This window comes from Polaromonas sp. (genome assembly GCF_012927485.1).
Taxonomy (GTDB): Bacteria; Pseudomonadota; Gammaproteobacteria; order Burkholderiales; family Burkholderiaceae_C; genus Polaromonas.
Map to the genome: position 1 here is coordinate 64,170 of NZ_JABBPC010000004.1, position 18,212 is coordinate 82,381.

Genomic DNA, 18,212 nt, shown 5'->3' on the forward strand with positions numbered 1-18,212 from the left:
AAACCAGCTATCAAAACAGGAGTATCTTCATGTTGACCGAGGACGGCAAACATCTCTACGTCAGCTATGACGAATATCACAACCTGATTGAGAAGTTGGCAATCAAGATTTACCAGTCCGATTGGCAGTTCGACACCATTTTGTGTCTGGCGCGTGGCGGCATGCGTCCGGGTGACATTCTTTCGCGTATTTTTGACAAGCCGCTGGCCATCATGTCCACCAGCTCGTATCGCGCCGATTCCGGCACGCTGCAGGGCAATCTCGACATTGCGCGCTTCATCACCACGCCTAAGGGGGAGATCGCCGGCAGGGTCCTGCTGGTGGACGATCTGGCTGATTCGGGACACACCTTGAATATGGTGATTCATCAGCTGCGCAATAATTACAAGCCCATAACCGAGCTACGCAGCGCGGTAATCTGGACTAAGGGAGTGTCGAACTTCACGCCGGACTATTTCGTGGACTTACTTCCGACCAATCCCTGGATTCACCAACCTTTCGAAAGCTACGACAGCATGCGCCCGGAGCAGCTCAGGGACAAATGGACAATTTGATTTTTGCGTCACCCCGGCAAAAAGTTTAAGTCATCAGTTACGCCAGGCTAAACGTAACCCGCGACCGCAGCTTGGCGGGAGCCAGTCTGCACGGCGCAGAACGACAGCAACTTGATACCATTCGGGCATGCGCGATAAAACCACTGAACTGATCCATCACCCCTACCTGCCTCCGCTAGGGTTCACGGCACCACAGCCGGGCGTTTTCAAGGCGTCTACCGTCATTTTTCCCAATGTCGCCGCCATGCACAGCCGCGACTGGCGGCAAAAAGCGGGTTACACCTACGGCCTGCATGGCACACCCACCACCTTCACCCTGGAGGAGCGCCTATGCACGCTGGAGGGCGGCTTGCAGTGTGTGCTGGCCAGCAGCGGCCTGAGTGCCATTGCATTGGTGGACATGGCCCTCCTGAAGACGGGCGACGAGATGCTGATTCCGAATAACGTTTACGGCCCCAGCAAGGCGTTGTCAGAGGGCGAATTGGTGGCCTGGGGCATCAGTCATCAGCTTTACGGTGCTATGAGCCCCGCCGATTTAGCCGCCCGGATTAGCAACAAAACCCGGCTGGTATGGCTGGAAGCGCCCGGCTCGGTAACGATGGAGTTTCCCGACCTGGTGGAAATGGTGCGCATCTGCCACGCTCGCGGGGTGATCTGCGCGCTGGACAACACATGGGGCGCAGGCCTTGCCTTCAATGCCTTCGACATGCGCGGCGAAGCGGTGGACATTTCCGTCCAGGCCCTGACCAAATACCCGAGCGGTGGCGGCGACGTATTGATGGGCAGCATCATCACGCGCGACGAGGCGCTTCATCTGCGTATCAAGGGTACGCACATGCGCATGGGCGTGGGGGTGGGCGCCAACGATGTCGAAACGGTGCTGCGCTCCCTGCCGAGTATTGCCTTGCGCTACGAAGCCCACGATCGCAGCGGTCGCGCGCTGGCCGAATGGTTCCAATCGCGGCCTGAAATTGTGCAGGTGCTGCATCCTGCACTAAAGGCGTCGCCCGGCCATGAACACTGGAAAGCCGTGTGCCACACAGGCCAGGCGGCGGGGTTGTTCAGCGTGGTGTTTCACGAACGCTACAGCGTCGACCAGGTAAACCACTTTTGCGACAGCCTCAACCTCTTCAAGCTGGGCTACAGCTGGGGTGGACCAGTCAGTCTCGTTGTTCCCTACAACCTTGCGGCGATGCGCGGAACGACATGGCCGCACAAGGGGGTTCTGGTGCGCTTTTCGATGGGCTTGGAGGCCGTCGCAGATCTGCAGGCAGACCTGGCTCAAGCACTGGATAAGGCATGATCAACACCTGATGGCAATGCAGTACAGTTAGGGTTAATTATTCACGAAAGCATCCTGTGGCAACTCCCAATTATTCCTACGAAAAGCGCCAGAAAGAGCTTGCGAAAAAACGCAAAAAGGAAGACAAACTCAAGCGCAAAGTCGACGGTAAGCCAGACGATATGACGGACGAAAGTGCTGACGCGTCGGACGCTCCTGCTGACGGCCAGCCCGGTTCACCGCCTGCAGAGTCAGCATCCTGAATCGTCGGGTCACTTACTACGACAGACTGAAGATGCGCACACCGGAGCCAATACGGTTTTAATCATCTATATATTGGCTTAATAGCTGCGCTGTTTCAGGCGACCCGGCATCATTTGCAGAAAGTGACGCCGGTTTTTTTTATTCAGGGCTGGGGTAGCAGGGTCTGCGCCAACGCTGTCATGGCGCCCACGCTGTGGTCGCAAGGCGAAATAAGTCGAGCCGTTTCATAGTGCTCGAAGTTACGCCGCATCGACTGCAGGTAGACCGGGTCGTAGTGCTTTACCAGCAATTCGCGAACCACAGAAGCGACGTCACCACTGCGCGCGCGAGTCTGCCAATCGTGCACCGTTTCCTTGCCCCGCGCCTCCGTCAAGGCGACGAGGCGTTCGCAGAAAAATTCGATGTCTTTGACAAAGAAATCGTAGTCTTCAAGTAGCAGCGCCACCCGTTCGTCTTCGGCCAACTCCATCTGCAAGCAAGGGCTGGCGCGCATAGCAGCGATCAGCCCTTCAGGCACAGTCAGGTTGCCGACTTTTTTGCTTTCACTCTCAATGTAGACCGGTCGTGCCGAGTCAAAGCTCCGCAAGACGGTCCAGATATGGCGGTCAAAAGCTTTCTGGCTGGGCTGCGGCAGACCTGGAATCAGCCCCAGCACAGAACTGCGATGGTTCGCCAGCGCTTCAAGATCCAGCACCTGCGCGCCCTGCGCAGCCAGCGCCTGCAGTAGACGGGTCTTACCCGAACCTGTAGTTCCGCAAACGACCAAGTAGCTGTGTTGCGCTGCCAATTTCGGTAAATCAACCACCAGAGCCGCCCTGAAGGCCTTGTACCCTCCCTCAATTAGCGTGACCTTAAAACCTATCTGGTCAAGAATCAGGGCCAGTGAGCCGCTGCGTTTGCCGCCGCGCCAGCAATACACCAGCGGCCGCCATTCACGGGGCTTGTCCAGCACGTGGCGTTCAATGTGCGCACCAATGTTTTTGGCCACCAAGGCAGCGCCCAGCTTTTTTGCCTCGAACTGGCTGATCTGCTTGTATTGCGTACCCACGATTTTTCGCTCTTCATCATGCAAGCTGGGCCAGTTCACGGCACCGGGCAAGCGATCTTCTGCGTATTCTCCTTCGCTTCTAGCGTCAATCACCATGGAAAAACTGGCCAGCTTGCCAAGTGCTTCCTGCGCTGAAATAAGTTCAAGACTCACTTGATAATCTTCTTTAATTCAGGCCATACGTTGGCCAGCATGCTGGGTTGTGATTGCTCGTTGGGGTGAATACGGTCGGGTTGAAAGTGGCTGGCCGCGTCCTCCCCATCGGCAATGCCTTTGAGTAAGAAAGGCACAAGGGCCACCTTTTCAGCTTTGGCCACTTTGAGAAAAAGACTCGCAAAGCCCGCGGCATAAGCACCGCCATAGTTGGGTGGCACCTGCATCCCGATCAACAGCACTTTGGCCCCCGCTTTTTTAGACGCCTGCGCCATCGCCAACAGGTTTTTTTCAGTCATGTCCAGCGGCAAACCGCGAAGGGCATCGTTGCCACCTAACTCGATCACCACGGTACTGGGACGATGTAGCGTCAGCAGGGCCGGCAGGCGCGAGCGCCCGCCAGAGGTGGTGTCTCCGCTAATGCTGGCGTTAATAACTTTCGCGTTCCTCGTTTCGCTAGCCAACTGTTTGTCTAACAAAGGCACCCACCCCGTCCCGCGCTTAAGTCCGTATTCAGCGCTGAGAGAATCGCCAACCACCAAAATGGTCTGAGCGGGTCTGACCGAGTTTTCGACCTTGGCGGTGGCGGAGGGGGGGGGTGCCGGCGCCTGCGCTTGAGCCAGCAAAGGTAGGCCCAACACCGCAGCGATTAATAGCACGCCAACCGGGTTTACCCAGCGGTTTCCCATCGCAGGCCCAAGCTTGCTACAGTCTGCAAAAGTAAGTTTCAAGTTTTCTGATAAGGCTGACATGTTTGAACCTGTGGTTTCCGTCTTTAAAGACGCTTCTCTGACATCCCCGATCTCTGCAAGCGCCGCGATTATTTCCGTTGAGCATGTTTTCAAGTCAGTAACCGATTCCACCGGTACGCTCACCATTCTGCGCGATATCGACTTTACGCTTAGCCCACGCGAAACCGCTGCCATTGTGGGCGCGTCCGGCTCGGGTAAGAGCACTCTGCTGTCCATCATCGCCGGGCTGGACACGCCAACCCAAGGCACCGTGCGCCTCGCCGGGCAAGACCTGTTTGCTATCAGCGAGGACGACCGAGCCGCTTTGCGGGCTCATAAAGTCGGCTTTGTATTCCAGAACTTTCAACTGATGGGCAATTTGACAGCGCTTGAAAACGTCATGCTTCCGCTGGAACTGGCTGGTGCACAAAATGCTCGCTCGCTGGCAACCGACATGCTTAAACGGGTCGGACTGGGTGAGCGACTCGGACATTATCCCAAAGTACTGTCGGGTGGTGAGCAGCAGCGCGTGGCGTTGGCGCGGGCTTTTGTTGTCAAGCCTGCCGTACTGCTGGCCGATGAACCAACGGGGAGCCTGGATTTTGCCACCGGCGAGACGGTCATGCAGCTCATGTTTGAGTTGAATCAGGAACTCGGCACGACGCTGGTGCTGGTCACACACGACCAAGCAATTGCTGCGCGGTGCCAAAGACGCATCACCATCGAGGCGGGGCAGGTTGTTGTACCCGCGGCTTGATCCAAAGCGGGCTCATGTGCATGAGCTAGTCATCACGGCAGAACTGGCTGACCCCGCTTTGCTCCGTGGTGTGCGCGTGGTGCCATCCAGCGCATTCCGGCACCAATGGCAATCAGGACCACTACATAAAACACAATTTGCATACCGGCCGGTTGGGCGTCGTAACCGATCAGTCCGTGTAGAAGCGTTCCGACCGCCGTCGTCTGGGCCAGTAGGTTAGAGGTATCCCACAGCGGCGCCCCGAGGCTCGGCAGCACATCGGCCTGAATCAGAAAGCGCGCCGCCTGCGAGGCCATGCTAGCGGCTAGCAGCAGCACTAAAATGCCGGTAATCGAGAAGAACCAGCGCAGTGGAATGCGGAGCAGCCCGGCATACAGCAGACCGCCCACCAGCAAGCCACCTGCCAGACCGCTCAGGCCACCGCCGATTGTGGTGCGCAACCCGTTTTCACTGCCGGTGGCCAAGCTGTAAAGAAACAGTACCGTCTCCGAGCCTTCGCGCAAAACCGCCAACGCTACAACGAGGAAGATCACTGAACGTTCGCGCGTGCCGTCATTGATTTCGCGTGCAGTATTCAGTGCCTGTGCCGCCATCTCGCGGCCATGGACCGACATCCAGATATTGTGCCAAGCAAGCATGCCAACGGCCAGCGTCAGGATGCCAGCATTAAACAATTCCTGGCCCATCCCGCTGGCCAAGTTGGAAATCAGACCCATGCTCGATGCCACCAGTGCAGCGCCGGTAAGCCCAGCGAGAATTCCCGTGACTATCCAGCGCGCACGCGAGGGTATCCCGCGGGTGGCGGCAGCCATGATGCTGATGATCAGCGAGGCTTCTAATGATTCACGAAAAACGATGAGGGCAGCGGCAAACATGGGGGCTCCTGGTTAGCGTCTCATTCGACAATGATGGTGCCTTGTGCGGCTGCGTCGTTTTCGTGATACTCCTCGACGAAAGAATAGCGACCAGGCTGTAGGGGGCCTAGGTTGATTGTGCCGGTGGAGTTGCCAAGAATGACTTTCTCACGACCTAGCGCTTTGCTTTCAAACTCTGCCGGTGTGCCGTCCTTGTTCACCACCAGCAGCTTGATTTTCTTTTGCGCAGGGATGCTGATCTCTTTCGGCTGAAAGGCGTGATCCTTGATAGTCAGCGTAAATTCCCCTGCAGCGGCAAAAGCGGTGCCGGCAGAAAATGCCAAGAGAGTGATCGACAACAAACGTTTCATTGCTAGTTCCTTCAAATTAGATGCTAATGATAATGATTCTCATTGAAAAACGCAAGTTGCTTTTTCTATTGATTGCAGCATTTACTGGTTCAACCGACGGCATACGGTCTGACGTGTTGAAGCGGCGATAATTGTGTATGTCTTCTATCCCTAAAGTGCTTTTTGGCTTTCATGCAGTCGGCGTACGTCTCAAAACCGCTCCCAAGTCGGTGCTGGAGGTTTTTTTCGATGTCTCCCGTCGGGACGCCCGCATGCGTCAGTTCACTGACAGAACCCGTGAAGCCGGTGTGCGGCTGATTGAGTCTGACGGACTGCGGTTAGCCAAAATGTGCGGCAGCCATGGCCATCAGGGCGTAGTGGCCCGCGTGGATGCGGTACCCCAAGTCAAGTCGCTCGATGAGTTGCTGGAGCAACTGGAAGCCGCAGGCATCGAACAACCGCTGCTGCTGGTGCTCGATGGCGTGACCGACCCGCACAACCTCGGTGCCTGCCTGCGCGTGGCCGACGGCGCGGGCGCCCATGCAGTGATTGCGCCCAAAGACCACGCGGCGGGCATCAACGCGACGGTGGCAAAGGTCGCCAGTGGCGCAGCCGAGACCGTACCCTATTTCATGGTCACCAATTTAGCCAGAACCCTGGGTGAACTCAAGGAGCGAAATATCTGGTGTATCGGCACCAGCGACGATGCGCCTAAAACGATTTACGAGGTTGACCTCAAGGGTCCAGTGGCTCTGGTGCTAGGCGCGGAAGGCGAAGGCATGCGTCAGCTCACGCGAAAAACCTGCGACGAACTGGTCCGCATACCGATGCGCGGCGCGGTGGAAAGTCTCAATGTTTCGGTCGCTAGCGGCGTCTGCCTGTATGAGGCACTGCGGCAGCGCAATGTGGTTTCAGATTAAGCCGAACCAGCCGAGCAGGGCGCCTGCACCGAGTAACCAGAGCAGGTGAATCTTGCTTCGCCATACGATCACGGCGGTGGCCGCCGTTACCAGCCACACGGGCCAGTCTTTCAGAGAACTGCCGTTGGCACTGGCCAGAATCCAGCTGGTGGCAATTAGCAGAGCCACCACAATGGGTGCCATACCCTGCTTGAAAGCGCGCACTGCCCGCAATTCTCGGTTTCGATGACTCCATTGCGCTGCGCTGTAGGCCAGCGTCGTGCTGGGAATCATGATGCCCAGCATGGTGACAAAAACACCCAGCAGTCCGGTGACAATGCCGCCAGCGTTTAACCCGACATTCCAGCCTAACAGGGCGACAAACAGCACGTTGGGTCCGGGTGCCGCTTGTGCAATGGCGATGGACGCGTTGAACTGCGCGTCGGTCAGCCAGTGCTGCTGCGAAACCAAAAAACGGTGCATGTCAGGCGCAGTCGTGATGGCGCCACCGATGGAAAGAAGCGACAGCGACAAGTAGTGTAAAAACAGGTTCAACCAGTCCTGCGCTCTGAACACAAGGTGAATTGCTTCGGTCATCGCTTGAGTTTGCGAAATGCCAGGACGCAAGCGACGCACCCCAGACCGAGGAGTACATAGACCAGCGGCCAGCGCAGCAAGGCGACGGCTACAAAGCAAAGCGTGCCAAACACACCGCAAAGGCGCACACCCAACACGTTGGTTTTCAAGCCAGCAAGCAACCTGAGGCCGGTAGCGCCAATCAGCCCCGCAGCCACGGCGGCCATGCCGCGCAGGGCGCCCGCCACCCCAGGGTAATCGGCGAATCGGGCATAAATCAGTGCCAGCAGCAGCGCAATGATCAAGGGCACCGTCAGCATACCGGCCAGCGCCGTCAAGGCACCTTTTAAGCCGAAGTACCGCCCGCCAATCATCATCGAAAGATTCACGACGTTAGGCCCCGGCATGATTTGGGCCACCGCCCATTCTTCAATAAACTCCTCGCGTGTCATCCAGCGCTTTTTTTCCACCAATTCGTGCTGAACAATAGCTAGCACGCCACCAAAGCCCTGCAGCGCCAACAAGGTAAATGAAACAAAGAGGTCGGTCAGGGAGTGGGGTCGCGGATGATCTTCGGAAGGCAGAGAATTCATCCGCGCGATTATCGCCGCTTAAGCAAAGCATTGGGGCGACGGGAGCGGGTGGCCGCAAGCCTCTAAATCCTATTATGAAAAGAGCATAGTCTTCGCTATTTACGGGATTGAAAGAGAACGACCACTGAAACCTGGCAGTACAACGGTTCGATCGTTATTACTGCAAATCCGATTTCGAGCCCGGGCATATTTACAAGGCTCAGCCCAGACGGTCAGTGCGGCGCAAGTAGGCCTGCGCGATCTGGGCCAGGCGCTCAGCACCGAAACTCCCATCGTGGCCGCCGTGCACGGTGCTTACCGGCAAGGTGAGCAGGCGCTCCATGGTGTGTCGGTAAACAGCGATGTCTGCGCCGGGAATTTCGTCCAGCAGCGGCCCATCGTAGATAGCATCGCCAGAAAACAAGAGGCCTGTCGCGGCCTCCCAAAGACCGATGCTTCCCGGTGAGTGGCCGGGCAGATGCAGCACTTCAAATGCCCGATCCCCCAAATCGACCACATCGCCTTCGACCAGAACCCGCGTCGGTTCAACCCCTTGTTGGCGATGGTTGCCAGGCAGGTAGCCCTGGTGAGGGGCGGCTGTGAGCAAGCCACCGGAGATGTCGTAGCCGACCCGCGCGAGCCTGGCGCGGGAGGGGGCGTCATAGTCGGCGAGATCCAGCGAATAGGACTCCCGACCCTTTAATAGGCTGGCAGCTTCATCCCTGTGGATCAAACGGGCGTCGAACTCGTGCAGACTCCCGACATGGTCGGCATGGGCGTGGGTCGCCACCGCCATCAATGATTTGTCGAAAAGATCGCGGGCCGCGGTGCGCAGGCTAGCCACCCCCAAGCCGGTATCTACCAAGAGGTCGGCCGCGCGTCCTCGGAGATGCCAGATATTGCACCGGAGCAGGGGATGAACATGTGGCTCCCAGATCAAGGTCAGGTCAACGTCCACAACGCGCCGTTCGAACCACCGCTTGGCCAGGGGCAAACTCATGCGAAGCTTCCTACGGGTAGCGACCCGGTTACTCCTTTGCCCGTGGTCATTGACGTTTGCATAGCGATCAAACTGACATACCACCGGACACCTCAATTACCGCGCCATTGACGTAGCTGGCTTCATCACTCGCCAGAAAAGCGTAGACGTTGGCAATTTCTTCGGGCTGACCCAAACGCTTGAGTGGCACGCGGGCTGCCAAGTCTTTCAAAATGTTGGCAGGGACGGTGCTGAGCATGGGGGTGGTGATAAAACCCGGAGCCACGGCATTCACACGCACTCCCTTGGGGCCGAGTTCACGGCTCCAGGTTTTGGTGAAGCCGATGACACCGAATTTGCTCGCGGCATAGTTGGTCTGACCGAAGTTGCCATAAATACCCACCACCGAACTGGCATTGAGGATCACCCCTTTGCCTTGCGCCGTCATGGTGTCGGCAACCGCCTGCGCGCAATGAAACACACCGCGCAGGTTGACATCGATGACGCGGTCGAATTGTTCCAGCGTCATTTTTTGCAAACGCGCGTCTTGCGTGATGCCGGCGTTGTTGACCAAAACGTCGATGCGGCCAAACTGCTCTTTGACTTTGCCCACCACGGCATCTACTGAAGCGCGCTGCGTCACGTCCATCACATAGCCGATCGCCTGGGCGCCCAGTGCCTCACACTGTTTGACGGCGTCGCCAATTGCGGTCTGATTCACGTCACACACGATAACGATAGCGCCTTCCTGCGCAAACTTGAGGGCCGTAGCCAGGCCAATGCCTTGTGCCGCGCCGGTGATGATGCTTACCTTGTCGTGGAGTCGTTGCATATTTTTCCAGAAAAAATCAAGTCGGTAGGTAAATTCAATAAACTGGTTGGTGTTCTCGGATGGCCGCTTGAACGGCGCGGGTCAGGGCAAAGCCCGATCCAAATTTGGCGGCCAGTTCATCACACCGCCTGATGAAGGAGTTTATGCCCATGCTGTAGATGAACTGCATCGCGCCGCCGGTCCAGGCCGGGAATCCGATACCGAAAATCGAGCCAATATTGGCATCCTGCACGCTGGTCAGTACGCCTTCGCTCAAACAGCGAGCAGTTTCAATGGCCTGGCGGTAAAGCAGACGGTCTTTTAACTCGGTGATGTCCCAAGTCGCTTCCGGTTTTTCAAACAGAACTTTTAGCTCGGGCCAGAGCGATTTTTTGCCGCCACGCTGGGTCGGGTAGTTATAAAACCCCTGACCGACAGCGCGGCCGTTGCGCTTGAACTCCCTGACCATGCGCTCCACCAGCAGTTCCCCCTTCGTTGCAAGGTAAGCACGGCCTTCGGCAGAAAAGTCGGCCCGCGTTTGGTCAAGTACCTGAACGCTCAACGACAGTGAGGTTTCATCGAGGACCGCGAGCGGCCCAACCGGCATGCCCGTCTGAAGGCCTGCATTTTCAATTACCGCAGCAGGAATGCCTTCGCCCAGCATGGCCGCGCCTTCCATGACGTAGGTGCCAAAGGTGCGACTGGTGTAGAAGCCGCGGGAATCGTTTACCACAATCGGCAGCTTGCCGAGAGCCAGTACATAGTCAAAGGCGCGGGCCACGGTTTCGTTATCGGTCTGCTGGCCCCGGATTATTTCGACCAGCTTCATCTTGTCGACCGGGCTGAAAAAATGGAGGCCGATAAATTTTTCAGGTCGGGCGCTCGTTGTGGCCAGACTACTGATGGGTAAGGTCGAGGTGTTCGAGGCGAAAAAACCACCTGGGGCTAAGAAGGGTTCGGCCTCCCGAGTGACTTTGGCCTTGAGGTCGCGCTGCTCAAATACGGCCTCAATAATAATGTCGCAGCCCGCCAGATCCGAAGCCTGTTCCGTCGCCGTAATGCGCGATAGCAGGGCGGTCTGGTCGTACACGCTCACGCGGCCTGCTGCCACACGAATCTGCGTCAGCTGGGTGCTGTAGGCTTTTCCTGCCTCGGCCTTGTCGTGGTTCACATCTTTCAGAATGGTAGCAATGCCTTTGCTGGCCTGGGCGAAAGCGATGCCCCCACCCATCATGCCCGCGCCCAAAATGCCGACTTTCTGCGGCTTGAATTTTGGAAACCCGCTGGGCCGCGACTGACCCGACTTAAGCGTGTTCAGATTAAAGAAAAAGGTGTTGATCATGGCCTTGGCATTGGTGCCGGTCAGCAACTTGGCCAGGTAGCGGCTTTCGATGCGCAAGGCCGTGTTCATATCAACCAGGGCCCCTTCGACCATGCAGGCGAGGATGGCTTCGGGGGCGGGGTAAAGCCCGCGTGTCTGTTTTTTGAGCAGCGCCGGTGCAACACTAAGCGCCTCGGCAATTTTTGGGTGTGCCGGTGTGCCTCCCGGAATTTTGTAGTTTTTGGCGTCCCATGGATGTTGCGCGGTTGCGTGATCGGCAATCCATGCCAGCGCTCTCGCGCGGAGTTCACTGTCACTCGTTACCAGCTCATGTACCAGACCCAACTCAAGCGCTTCACGCGGGCCAAAGAGTTTGCCTTCAAGCAAGTACGGCTGGGCGCCCATCAGGCCCAAATGGCGCGTCATTTTGGTTATGCCGCTAGCGCCAGGCAATAGGCCCAGCGTAACTTCGGGCAAGCCAAACTGCGTGCGGGAATCATCTACCGCGATCCGGTGGTGGCCTATGAGCGCGACCTCCCAGCCACCCCCGAGCGCGGCGCCGTTGAGGCAGCTGACCACGGGTTTGCCCAATGTTTCAAGCGTGCGAAAGTTCTTTTTCATACGCTCCACCTCGGCAAAGACCCGGGCTGCGTCGGTAGATAGCAAGCGCATCACGGCCTTGAGGTCTGCTCCTGCGAAAAAAGTGCTTTTGCCAGAGGCCAAAATTATTCCGCCGAGGGCCTCCTTATCGTTGAGCACCTGGGCAGTCACTTCGCTCAAATCCTCCTGCCACTGAGCGCACATGGTGTTGACCGAGGAGTCTGGCTCATCAAACAGGATGGTGGCCACCTTGCCAAAAGATTCGTCCTGAAGCGTGTAGTGGATGGTTTTCATTTAAATTCTTTCCACAATGGTCGCAATCCCCATGCCGCCACCTACACACAACGTGGCCATGCCGTAACGCAGCTTGCGCCGATGTAGTTCGTCCACCAGCATTCCTAGAATCATTGCGCCGGTGGCACCCAGCGGATGGCCCATGGCAATGGCACCGCCATTCACGTTGACCTTGTCGTGCGAGACCTTCATCTCTTTCATGAAGCGCATGACCACGGCAGCGAAAGCTTCGTTCACTTCAAAGAGGTCGATCTGGTCGATCGTCATGCCCGCTTTAACCAGCGCCTTGCGCGCAGCCGGCATGGGCCCGGTTAGCATGATGGTGGGGTCGGCACCGCTGAGAGCCGCCGCCACAATGCGTGCCCGAGGGCTGAGGCCATGGGTCTTGCCTGCGGCTTCAGAACCGATCAGCACTGCCGCAGCGCCATCCACAAGGCCTGATGAGTTTCCGGCGTGGTGTACGTGATGGATGCGTTCGACTTGAGGGTAGCGTTGCAAGGCCACCTGATCGAAGCCCATCGCCCCCAACTGTTCAAACGCAGGTTTGAGTTGCGCCAGGCCATCCAGGGTGGTGTGGGGCTTGATGAACTCGTCCTGGTCCAGAATGATTTGGCCCAGAAAGTCCTTGACCGCAACGACCGATTGGTCGAAGTAGCCCGCCTCACGCGCCTTGGCTGCGCGAAGCTGGCTCTCCAGGGCAAAGGCGTCCACGTCGGCCCGACTAAATCCCTCCATCGTCGCAATCAAATCGGCGCCAATGCCTTGAGGTACGAACAGCGTGGCGCTGTTGGTTTCCGGGTCCTGCGCCCAAGCGCCCCCGTCGGTGCCCAGTGGCACCCGGCTCATGCTTTCTACGCCGCCTGCGACCACCAGATCCTCCCAACCCGAGCGCACTTTTTGTGCAGCCATGTTGACGGCCTCCAGACCAGACGCACAAAAGCGGTTGATCTGGACGCCAGAGGCCTGGAAGTCCCAACCGGCCTTGAGCGCCGCCACCTTGGCAATGACCGCGCCTTGTTCGCCCACTGGCGATACCACGCCCATCACCACATCATCGACCGCCGCGGTATCAAAACCGTTGCGGCGCTGCAGCTCAGTTAGCACGCCGGCCAGCAGATTCACCGGCTTGACTTCATGCAAGCTGCCGTCCTTTTTGCCTTTGCCACGGGGCGTGCGGATGGCGTCGTAGATAAATGCTTCGGTCATGGTGGCTTTCCTTGAGATGCCGTGGAACAGGCAAAGTGCTGTTGAAGTATATTCATTTCACAAAGCAATCGCTTTGTATAAATAAGCGCAGTTCAACCCAAGCACTAACCACTTTTTAGCCATCAAGGTAACTCCATGATCGAACGCAGCCTCTTTACCCCCGACCACGAATCCTTTCGCGAGGCCTTCCGCCGCTTCATGGAGAAGGAAATCGCCCCGTTTCACGCGCAATGGGAGGAGCAAGGCTACGTAGACCGCGCCGTGTGGCGCAAGGCCGGTGACAACGGCTTTCTGTGCATGTCCATGCCTGAAGTCTATGGGGGCTCAGGTGCGGACGCGCTCTACGCTGTCGTTCAGATGGAAGAGCTGGCGCGTGGCGGCTTCACGGGCATTGGCTATGGGCTTCACAGTGAAATTGTGGCGCCTTACATTCTTCATTACGGCACCGAGGCGCAGAAACAGAAGTACCTTCCCCAATTGGCCAGCGGCAACATGGTTGGCGCCATTGCAATGAGCGAGCCGGCGGCAGGTTCTGATCTGCAGGGCATCAAAACCACGGCGATGGAGCAGGGCGACGGCAGCTACCTGCTCAACGGCAGTAAAACCTTTGTCACCAACGGGTGGCATGCAGATCTGGTGATCGTGGTCGCCAAAACCAACCCGGCGGCGGGTGCCAAGGGAACCAGCTTGTTGCTGGTAGAGCGCGGTATGCCGGGCTTCGAAGTCGGCAAGCGGCTGAAAAAGCTAGGCCTCAAGGCGCAGGATACGTCCGAACTTTTCTTTGCAGACTTGAAAATCCCTCAAGACAACCTGTTGGGTGGCGAGGCGTACAAGAACAAGGGCTTCATCTGCCTGATGCAGCAGTTGCCTTGGGAGCGTCTTCAAATCGCTATCACTGCGGTGGCGTCAGCGCAAGCCGCGATCGATTGGACACTGGCGTATGTGAAAGAGCGCAAGGTGTTTGGCCAGCCGGTGGCCAGCTACCAGAATACGCGTTACACACTGGCCGAGCTGCAGACCGAAGTCCAGGTGGCCCGTGTATTTGTTGACAAATGCGTCGAGTTGATCGTTCAAGACAAGCTCGACACCGCCACGGCCAGCATGGCCAAATACTGGTGTAGCGACTTGCAATGCAAGGTCATGGACGAATGTGTTCAGCTCTTCGGAGGTTACGGCTATATGTGGGAGTACCCCATCACCCGTGCCTACGCCGACGCTCGCGTGCAGCGTATTTACGGCGGCACCAACGAGATCATGAAAGAGGTGATTTCGAGATCGATGGGGATGGGTGCGCGTTAGCCCGCTTTGAAATGGGGCTGTATGTCCCCATGTGTACTCAACCGTAGTTTTTACCGGACACTTGCAAAATGACCATCCCACTCAAAATCGATTTTGTCTCCGACATTTCCTGCCCCTGGTGCGTGATTGGCCTGAAGTCGCTAGATCAGGCACTTGCGAGCGTGAGTGCTGATATCACCGCCGAACTGCATTTCCAGCCCTTCGAACTGAACTCCGGCATGGGGCCAGACGGGCAGGACATCACTGAGCACATCTCCGAGAAATACGGCATCACGCCGGAGCAAGCGCACGTCAATCGCGAGAACATCCGCCAACGTGGCGCGCAAGTCGGCTTCAAGTTCAGCGCGTCGGATGAGTCCGGTGGGGGCCGTAACCGCATTTACAACACGTTTGACGCACACCGGTTGCTGCACTGGGCTGAGATCGTTGATGCAGGCAAACAAAAAGCGCTGAAAGAAGCGCTCTTCAAAGCTTACTTCACGGACGGGCAAAGTCCGGCTTCGCACGATGTTCTGGTGCGATTGGCGGGGGAGGTAGGTCTTGACGTCGCGCGCGCCCGCGAGATCCTGGACTCAGACGCTTTCGCTGAGGAAGTGCGCGAACGTGAACAGTTTTACTTGAGTCAAGGCATTCATTCTGTTCCGGCCATCATCATTAATGACCGTCATTTGATCTCCGGTGGGCAGCCCGCAGCGGTATTTGAGCAGGCCTTGCGCCAGATTGCTGCAGCCGGTTAAGACCGAGGCTGCTTTGCCACCTTATCCGCCTTAAGCAACGACTTCGTTCACTTTCATCCACTGAAGGAGCTTCCATGTCCTTTGAACTTCACTATTGGCCCACCATTCAGGGACGCGGTGAGTTTGTGCGATTGGCGCTGGAGGCCGCGAATGCCGATTATGTCGATGTGGCGCGCGGTTGCGAGGGTGAAGGACAGGGCATGGCCGCCATGATGTATTTCATCGAGAGTCCTGATCAGGTGCGGCCGCCATTCGCTCCGCCGTTTTTAATTGATGGCAAGGTCATCGTGGGCCAGACTGCGGCAATCTTGCTGTATCTGGGTCCCCGTCTGGGCTTGGTGGGCAAGAGTGAGACCCAGCGGCTTTGGACCCATCAGCTTCAATTGACGATTGCCGACGTCGTTGCCGAGGCCCATGACACGCACCATCCGGTCGGCACTGGGCTGTATTACGAAGACCAAAAGAAAGAGGCGGCGAAACGCGCCAAAGAGTTTCGCCAGGCTCGGGTACCCAAATATTTGGCCTGGTTCGAAAACGTATTGCAGCGCAATCCCCGGGGCGCTACCCATTTGGTCGGTGGGCGGTTGAGCTACGCTGATCTGTCGCTGTTCCAGCTAGTCGATGGCTTGCTATATGCCTTTCCGAAGGCGACGCAGCGAGCACTTAAAAAAGCGCCGCAGGTTGCCGCTCTTCATACAAGCGTAGCTCAGCATAAGCGGCTGGCAGACTACTTGGGCAGCGAGCGGAGAATCGCTTTCAATGAAGATGGCATCTTTCGCCACTACCCGGAGCTGGACCGCTAGTTTTAAAAATAGTCACGCTATTTATTCAAACGCTTCGCCCAGCCGTTTTAATTCAATCTGGGCATTGCGCGAGGCTGCGAGTAGTCAAGACTATCGAACTTTCTTTTTGGTTTTGAGGCCTTTGACCGCACTTTGCGGCCTGCGCGGGGTTCTCCTACAACCCTGCCTGAGCTTGCCTGACCCCCGTACCTTCCGGTGCGCGCCACGATAGGACAACAAGCTGTAAAAACACAGGCATAAAAAACTTGTGCTTTTCACCATCTGCGCAAACTGCGTTTTTAACAATCGTCGAAGGGACTCATCATGGCAACAGAAAGCGATCTGAATCTGGATCCCATCAGCAAAGAACCGGGTGCTCATCCGCTGGGCACTGGCGTGGGAGCTGCGCTGGGCGGTGCCGCAGTGGGGGCGGCGGCCGGTGTGTTTGGCGGTCCAGTAGGTGCCTTGGCAGGTGGCGTGGTTGGCGTTGTCGCTGGCGGGCTGGGCGGTAAGGCAGCAGCTGAAACAGTCAACCCGACCGCTGAAGAAGCCTACTGGCGCGAAAACCACGTCCACGAACCTTACTACGAGGCAGGCCGTCCGTTTGACGACTATGCGCCCGCTTATCGGCTTGGGATGAACGGACGCACGGAGTACATCGGTACATTTAATGAATCCGAAAGCCGACTCGCTACCCAATGGGACGAGAAAAAGGAAGGGTCTGCATTGGCTTGGCCGCAAGCCCGAGTTGCCAGTCGCGCGGCTTGGGACCATGTTGAAGCACAACGCACCGCGGTCTCTTTGAATACCGGCCACATCGCAGAGGTCACGGACAACAACGATGTGGTGGATACCCTCAATGACCTGCTGGAAGCCTGCCGCGATGGCGAATATGGCTTCCGCGAATGCGCCGAGCACACGCAGGGGCCAGACATTAAAACGCTTCTGGTCCGGCACGCCGATGAATGTCGGGCCGCCGGGGTCGAACTTCAAACCCTGATCGGCCAGTTGGGTGGAGAGGCGGACGAAGGCGGGTCCATGACCGGAGCGTTGCACCGGGGCTGGGTTTCCGTTCGCGGTACGCTCGGCGGTTACACGGATCAGGCCATGTTGGACGAGTGCGAGCGTGGGGAAGACTCTGCCGTAGCGTCATACCGCAAGGCACTGAAGGAAAATTTGCCACCGGCCATCAAAACAGTGGTGGAGCGGCAAGCACAAGGCGCCCAGCGCAACCATGACCAAGTAAAAGCCCTGCGCGACACTTCAAACGTGTCTCGTTAACGGCTATTCAAAGCGTCTTAGTCGCCGTTCGTTGCTGTCATTCAATGGGCAACGAATTCGAGCAATTTTTTTGTCCTGCCACTTCCTGGAAAGTCCAGCAGGCTAATTTTTCAAATGGCTGGCGCAATCAACTTGAGCATCCAATTGCGCACCTTGATGAGAGTAGTCGCTGTCGGTCACTTTGCATCCAGAGATTTTTTCGATGGCCTGAAGCAGCGCGGCTCTGTTCAGCGAAGTGCTCGAAACCAGACTCGCCTCGCCCGGCGCAGACGCGGTCCAGGTTCCGGCCGTGAGTTGGCGCAACAAGTAGGGCTGACCGGCCACACTCAGTTTGTGAACGACAGGATCCCCGGTAGGCGAGGGCAGCGAGCAGGCACTGAGCATCACCAAGGCTGCTGCCAGCAGCACTTTAATGAATCTATTTGCACCACCGCTCATGCGGCGGTGAGTTGAAACATTCGATTCTGGATGGGGAGATCGATTGGGGCGTACAGCGCATTGGGTACCGCTTTCGGTTCCGGCGCTTTGGAGGGAGGTTTGGGTAGTCTGGCGTCCGGGCAGCCGCATAGCAGTAAGGTGACCAATAGCAGTGGCAAGTAAAGCTTCATGGTTTCTCCAAACGTTCGTCTTCGACTACGGAAATCATAGGCTGCCCCCAAGAGGCACGCCAGTGCCTCCCATCAACTCGCGGCGAACGCCTACAAATCTCAAGTGTCCTGCGGGGTGCTTTGTAATGAAACTTCCAGCCCGCCTCGGGGGGCCAGCTCATCGACGCTAGCGGAAGAGGAAAGACGGCATCTGGCTTCCGATTCGAACGTCAAATGGTGGCGTTGGCTTGGGAAATCGAGGTAAGGTCTTTTCG

General features: G+C 57.3%; 21 protein-coding genes. 9 read left to right on the top strand and 12 right to left on the bottom strand.

The genetic code is table 11. The features are described 5' to 3' along the window. Window positions 1-29 precede the first annotated feature (29 nt). The 3 genes from HHJ16_RS00870 to HHJ16_RS00880 all read left to right on the top strand — a co-directional run bounded on the left by HHJ16_RS00870 (window position 30) and on the right by HHJ16_RS00880 (window position 2,099). Window positions 30-554: a phosphoribosyltransferase family protein gene (locus HHJ16_RS00870; RefSeq protein WP_293639906.1), complete on the top strand. Its 525-nt coding sequence runs from the start codon at window positions 30-32 to the stop codon at window positions 552-554. Window positions 555-681: 127 nt separating this feature from the next. Further along, window positions 682-1,857, top strand: a complete 1,176-nt coding sequence (locus HHJ16_RS00875) for a PLP-dependent transferase (RefSeq protein WP_293639907.1) — start codon at window positions 682-684, stop codon at window positions 1,855-1,857. Window positions 1,858-1,913: 56 nt separating this feature from the next. Then, window positions 1,914-2,099, top strand: coding sequence for a hypothetical protein (locus HHJ16_RS00880; protein WP_293639908.1), 186 nt, complete (start codon window positions 1,914-1,916; stop codon window positions 2,097-2,099). A 143-nt stretch (window positions 2,100-2,242) separates the two neighbouring features. Here HHJ16_RS00880 and mnmH read toward each other — a convergent pair whose 3' ends face one another. Together mnmH and HHJ16_RS00890 are read right to left on the bottom strand one after the other, a co-directional pair. Beyond that, the gene (mnmH, locus tag HHJ16_RS00885) at window positions 2,243-3,301 is read right to left on the bottom strand and encodes a tRNA 2-selenouridine(34) synthase MnmH (RefSeq protein ID WP_293639909.1); all 1,059 of its coding nucleotides are present in this window, start codon (window positions 3,299-3,301) and stop codon (window positions 2,243-2,245) included. Beyond that, entirely contained in the window at window positions 3,298-4,053 is a 756-nt protein-coding gene (locus HHJ16_RS00890) for an arylesterase (protein WP_293639910.1), read from the bottom strand. Before HHJ16_RS00890 ends, mnmH begins: the two co-directional genes overlap by 4 nt. Here HHJ16_RS00890 and HHJ16_RS00895 point away from each other — a divergent pair. Beyond that, the gene (locus tag HHJ16_RS00895; RefSeq protein ID WP_293639912.1) at window positions 4,052-4,789 is read left to right on the top strand and encodes an ABC transporter ATP-binding protein; all 738 of its coding nucleotides are present in this window, start codon (window positions 4,052-4,054) and stop codon (window positions 4,787-4,789) included. The two genes, HHJ16_RS00890 and HHJ16_RS00895, sit on opposite strands and share 2 nt — an antisense overlap. Window positions 4,790-4,821: 32 nt before the next feature. Here HHJ16_RS00895 and HHJ16_RS00900 read toward each other — a convergent pair whose 3' ends face one another. Beyond that, window positions 4,822-5,664 carry an FTR1 family protein gene (locus HHJ16_RS00900; RefSeq protein WP_293639914.1) on the bottom strand — a complete coding sequence of 281 codons (843 nt, stop codon included), beginning with the start codon at window positions 5,662-5,664 and terminating at the stop codon, window positions 4,822-4,824. Window positions 5,665-5,684: 20 nt separating this feature from the next. Next, window positions 5,685-6,014, bottom strand: coding sequence for a cupredoxin domain-containing protein (locus tag HHJ16_RS00905; protein WP_293639915.1), 330 nt, complete (start codon window positions 6,012-6,014; stop codon window positions 5,685-5,687). Window positions 6,015-6,151: 137 nt separating this feature from the next. Between HHJ16_RS00905 and rlmB the strand changes: the two genes are divergently transcribed. Next, window positions 6,152-6,913 (top strand): 23S rRNA (guanosine(2251)-2'-O)-methyltransferase RlmB, encoded by a 762-nt coding sequence (rlmB, locus tag HHJ16_RS00910; protein WP_293639916.1) that lies wholly within the window; start codon window positions 6,152-6,154, stop codon window positions 6,911-6,913. Here rlmB and HHJ16_RS00915 read toward each other — a convergent pair. From HHJ16_RS00915 to HHJ16_RS00940, 6 genes are all read right to left on the bottom strand, one after another. After that, window positions 6,905-7,489, bottom strand: a complete 585-nt coding sequence (locus HHJ16_RS00915; protein WP_293639917.1) for a chromate transporter — start codon at window positions 7,487-7,489, stop codon at window positions 6,905-6,907. The two genes, rlmB and HHJ16_RS00915, sit on opposite strands and share 9 nt — an antisense overlap. Further along, a complete protein-coding gene (locus tag HHJ16_RS00920) occupies window positions 7,486-8,061 on the bottom strand; it encodes a chromate transporter (RefSeq protein ID WP_293639918.1) in 576 nt (191 codons plus the stop codon). The genes HHJ16_RS00915 and HHJ16_RS00920 overlap by 4 nt, the downstream gene beginning before the upstream one ends. Window positions 8,062-8,260: 199 nt before the next feature. After that, window positions 8,261-9,040, bottom strand: coding sequence for an MBL fold metallo-hydrolase (locus tag HHJ16_RS00925; protein WP_293639919.1), 780 nt, complete (start codon window positions 9,038-9,040; stop codon window positions 8,261-8,263). Between the two features lie 67 nt (window positions 9,041-9,107). After that, on the bottom strand, window positions 9,108-9,851 hold the full coding sequence (gene fabG, locus HHJ16_RS00930; RefSeq protein WP_293639921.1) for a 3-oxoacyl-ACP reductase FabG: 744 nt from the start codon (window positions 9,849-9,851) through the stop codon (window positions 9,108-9,110). Window positions 9,852-9,885: 34 nt separating this feature from the next. After that, entirely contained in the window at window positions 9,886-12,045 is a 2,160-nt protein-coding gene (locus HHJ16_RS00935; RefSeq protein WP_293639923.1) for a 3-hydroxyacyl-CoA dehydrogenase NAD-binding domain-containing protein, read from the bottom strand. After that, entirely contained in the window at window positions 12,046-13,251 is a 1,206-nt protein-coding gene (locus tag HHJ16_RS00940) for an acetyl-CoA C-acetyltransferase (protein ID WP_293639924.1), read from the bottom strand. Between the two features lie 135 nt (window positions 13,252-13,386). Between HHJ16_RS00940 and HHJ16_RS00945 the strand changes: the two genes are divergently transcribed. From HHJ16_RS00945 to HHJ16_RS00960, 4 genes are all read left to right on the top strand, one after another. Beyond that, window positions 13,387-14,550, top strand: coding sequence for an acyl-CoA dehydrogenase family protein (locus HHJ16_RS00945; RefSeq protein WP_293639925.1), 1,164 nt, complete (start codon window positions 13,387-13,389; stop codon window positions 14,548-14,550). 68 nt (window positions 14,551-14,618) lie between these two features. After that, window positions 14,619-15,287, top strand: coding sequence for a DsbA family oxidoreductase (locus HHJ16_RS00950; protein WP_293639926.1), 669 nt, complete (start codon window positions 14,619-14,621; stop codon window positions 15,285-15,287). Window positions 15,288-15,361: 74 nt separating this feature from the next. Next, window positions 15,362-16,090, top strand: coding sequence for a glutathione S-transferase (locus HHJ16_RS00955; RefSeq protein ID WP_293639928.1), 729 nt, complete (start codon window positions 15,362-15,364; stop codon window positions 16,088-16,090). A 303-nt stretch (window positions 16,091-16,393) separates the two neighbouring features. Further along, a complete protein-coding gene (locus tag HHJ16_RS00960; protein ID WP_293639930.1) occupies window positions 16,394-17,350 on the top strand; it encodes a PA2169 family four-helix-bundle protein in 957 nt (318 codons plus the stop codon). A gap of 102 nt (window positions 17,351-17,452) precedes the next feature. Here HHJ16_RS00960 and HHJ16_RS00965 read toward each other — a convergent pair whose 3' ends face one another. Next, complete coding sequence (locus HHJ16_RS00965; protein ID WP_293639931.1) at window positions 17,453-17,788, bottom strand: hypothetical protein; 336 nt, start codon at window positions 17,786-17,788, stop codon at window positions 17,453-17,455. After that, the gene (locus HHJ16_RS00970) at window positions 17,785-17,958 is read right to left on the bottom strand and encodes a hypothetical protein (protein ID WP_293639933.1); all 174 of its coding nucleotides are present in this window, start codon (window positions 17,956-17,958) and stop codon (window positions 17,785-17,787) included. The genes HHJ16_RS00965 and HHJ16_RS00970 overlap by 4 nt, the downstream gene beginning before the upstream one ends. Window positions 17,959-18,212 lie beyond the last annotated feature (254 nt).

Coding starts and splice junctions, on each gene's coding strand:
- HHJ16_RS00890 (WP_293639910.1), bottom strand. CDS start 4,053: ATGTCAGCCTTATCAGAAAACTTGAAACTTACTTTTGCAGACTGTAGC.
- HHJ16_RS00960 (WP_293639930.1), top strand. CDS start 16,394: ATGGCAACAGAAAGCGATCTGAATCTGGATCCCATCAGCAAAGAACCG.
- HHJ16_RS00905 (WP_293639915.1), bottom strand. CDS start 6,014: ATGAAACGTTTGTTGTCGATCACTCTCTTGGCATTTTCTGCCGGCACC.
- HHJ16_RS00920 (WP_293639918.1), bottom strand. CDS start 8,061: ATGAATTCTCTGCCTTCCGAAGATCATCCGCGACCCCACTCCCTGACC.
- HHJ16_RS00955 (WP_293639928.1), top strand. CDS start 15,362: ATGTCCTTTGAACTTCACTATTGGCCCACCATTCAGGGACGCGGTGAG.
- HHJ16_RS00875 (WP_293639907.1), top strand. CDS start 682: ATGCGCGATAAAACCACTGAACTGATCCATCACCCCTACCTGCCTCCG.
- HHJ16_RS00935 (WP_293639923.1), bottom strand. CDS start 12,045: ATGAAAACCATCCACTACACGCTTCAGGACGAATCTTTTGGCAAGGTG.
- fabG (WP_293639921.1), bottom strand. CDS start 9,851: ATGCAACGACTCCACGACAAGGTAAGCATCATCACCGGCGCGGCACAA.
- HHJ16_RS00895 (WP_293639912.1), top strand. CDS start 4,052: ATGTTTGAACCTGTGGTTTCCGTCTTTAAAGACGCTTCTCTGACATCC.
- HHJ16_RS00965 (WP_293639931.1), bottom strand. CDS start 17,788: ATGAGCGGTGGTGCAAATAGATTCATTAAAGTGCTGCTGGCAGCAGCC.
- rlmB (WP_293639916.1), top strand. CDS start 6,152: ATGTCTTCTATCCCTAAAGTGCTTTTTGGCTTTCATGCAGTCGGCGTA.
- HHJ16_RS00945 (WP_293639925.1), top strand. CDS start 13,387: ATGATCGAACGCAGCCTCTTTACCCCCGACCACGAATCCTTTCGCGAG.
- HHJ16_RS00925 (WP_293639919.1), bottom strand. CDS start 9,040: ATGAGTTTGCCCCTGGCCAAGCGGTGGTTCGAACGGCGCGTTGTGGAC.
- HHJ16_RS00900 (WP_293639914.1), bottom strand. CDS start 5,664: ATGTTTGCCGCTGCCCTCATCGTTTTTCGTGAATCATTAGAAGCCTCG.
- HHJ16_RS00870 (WP_293639906.1), top strand. CDS start 30: ATGTTGACCGAGGACGGCAAACATCTCTACGTCAGCTATGACGAATAT.
- HHJ16_RS00970 (WP_293639933.1), bottom strand. CDS start 17,958: ATGAAGCTTTACTTGCCACTGCTATTGGTCACCTTACTGCTATGCGGC.
- HHJ16_RS00915 (WP_293639917.1), bottom strand. CDS start 7,489: ATGACCGAAGCAATTCACCTTGTGTTCAGAGCGCAGGACTGGTTGAAC.
- HHJ16_RS00940 (WP_293639924.1), bottom strand. CDS start 13,251: ATGACCGAAGCATTTATCTACGACGCCATCCGCACGCCCCGTGGCAAA.
- HHJ16_RS00950 (WP_293639926.1), top strand. CDS start 14,619: ATGACCATCCCACTCAAAATCGATTTTGTCTCCGACATTTCCTGCCCC.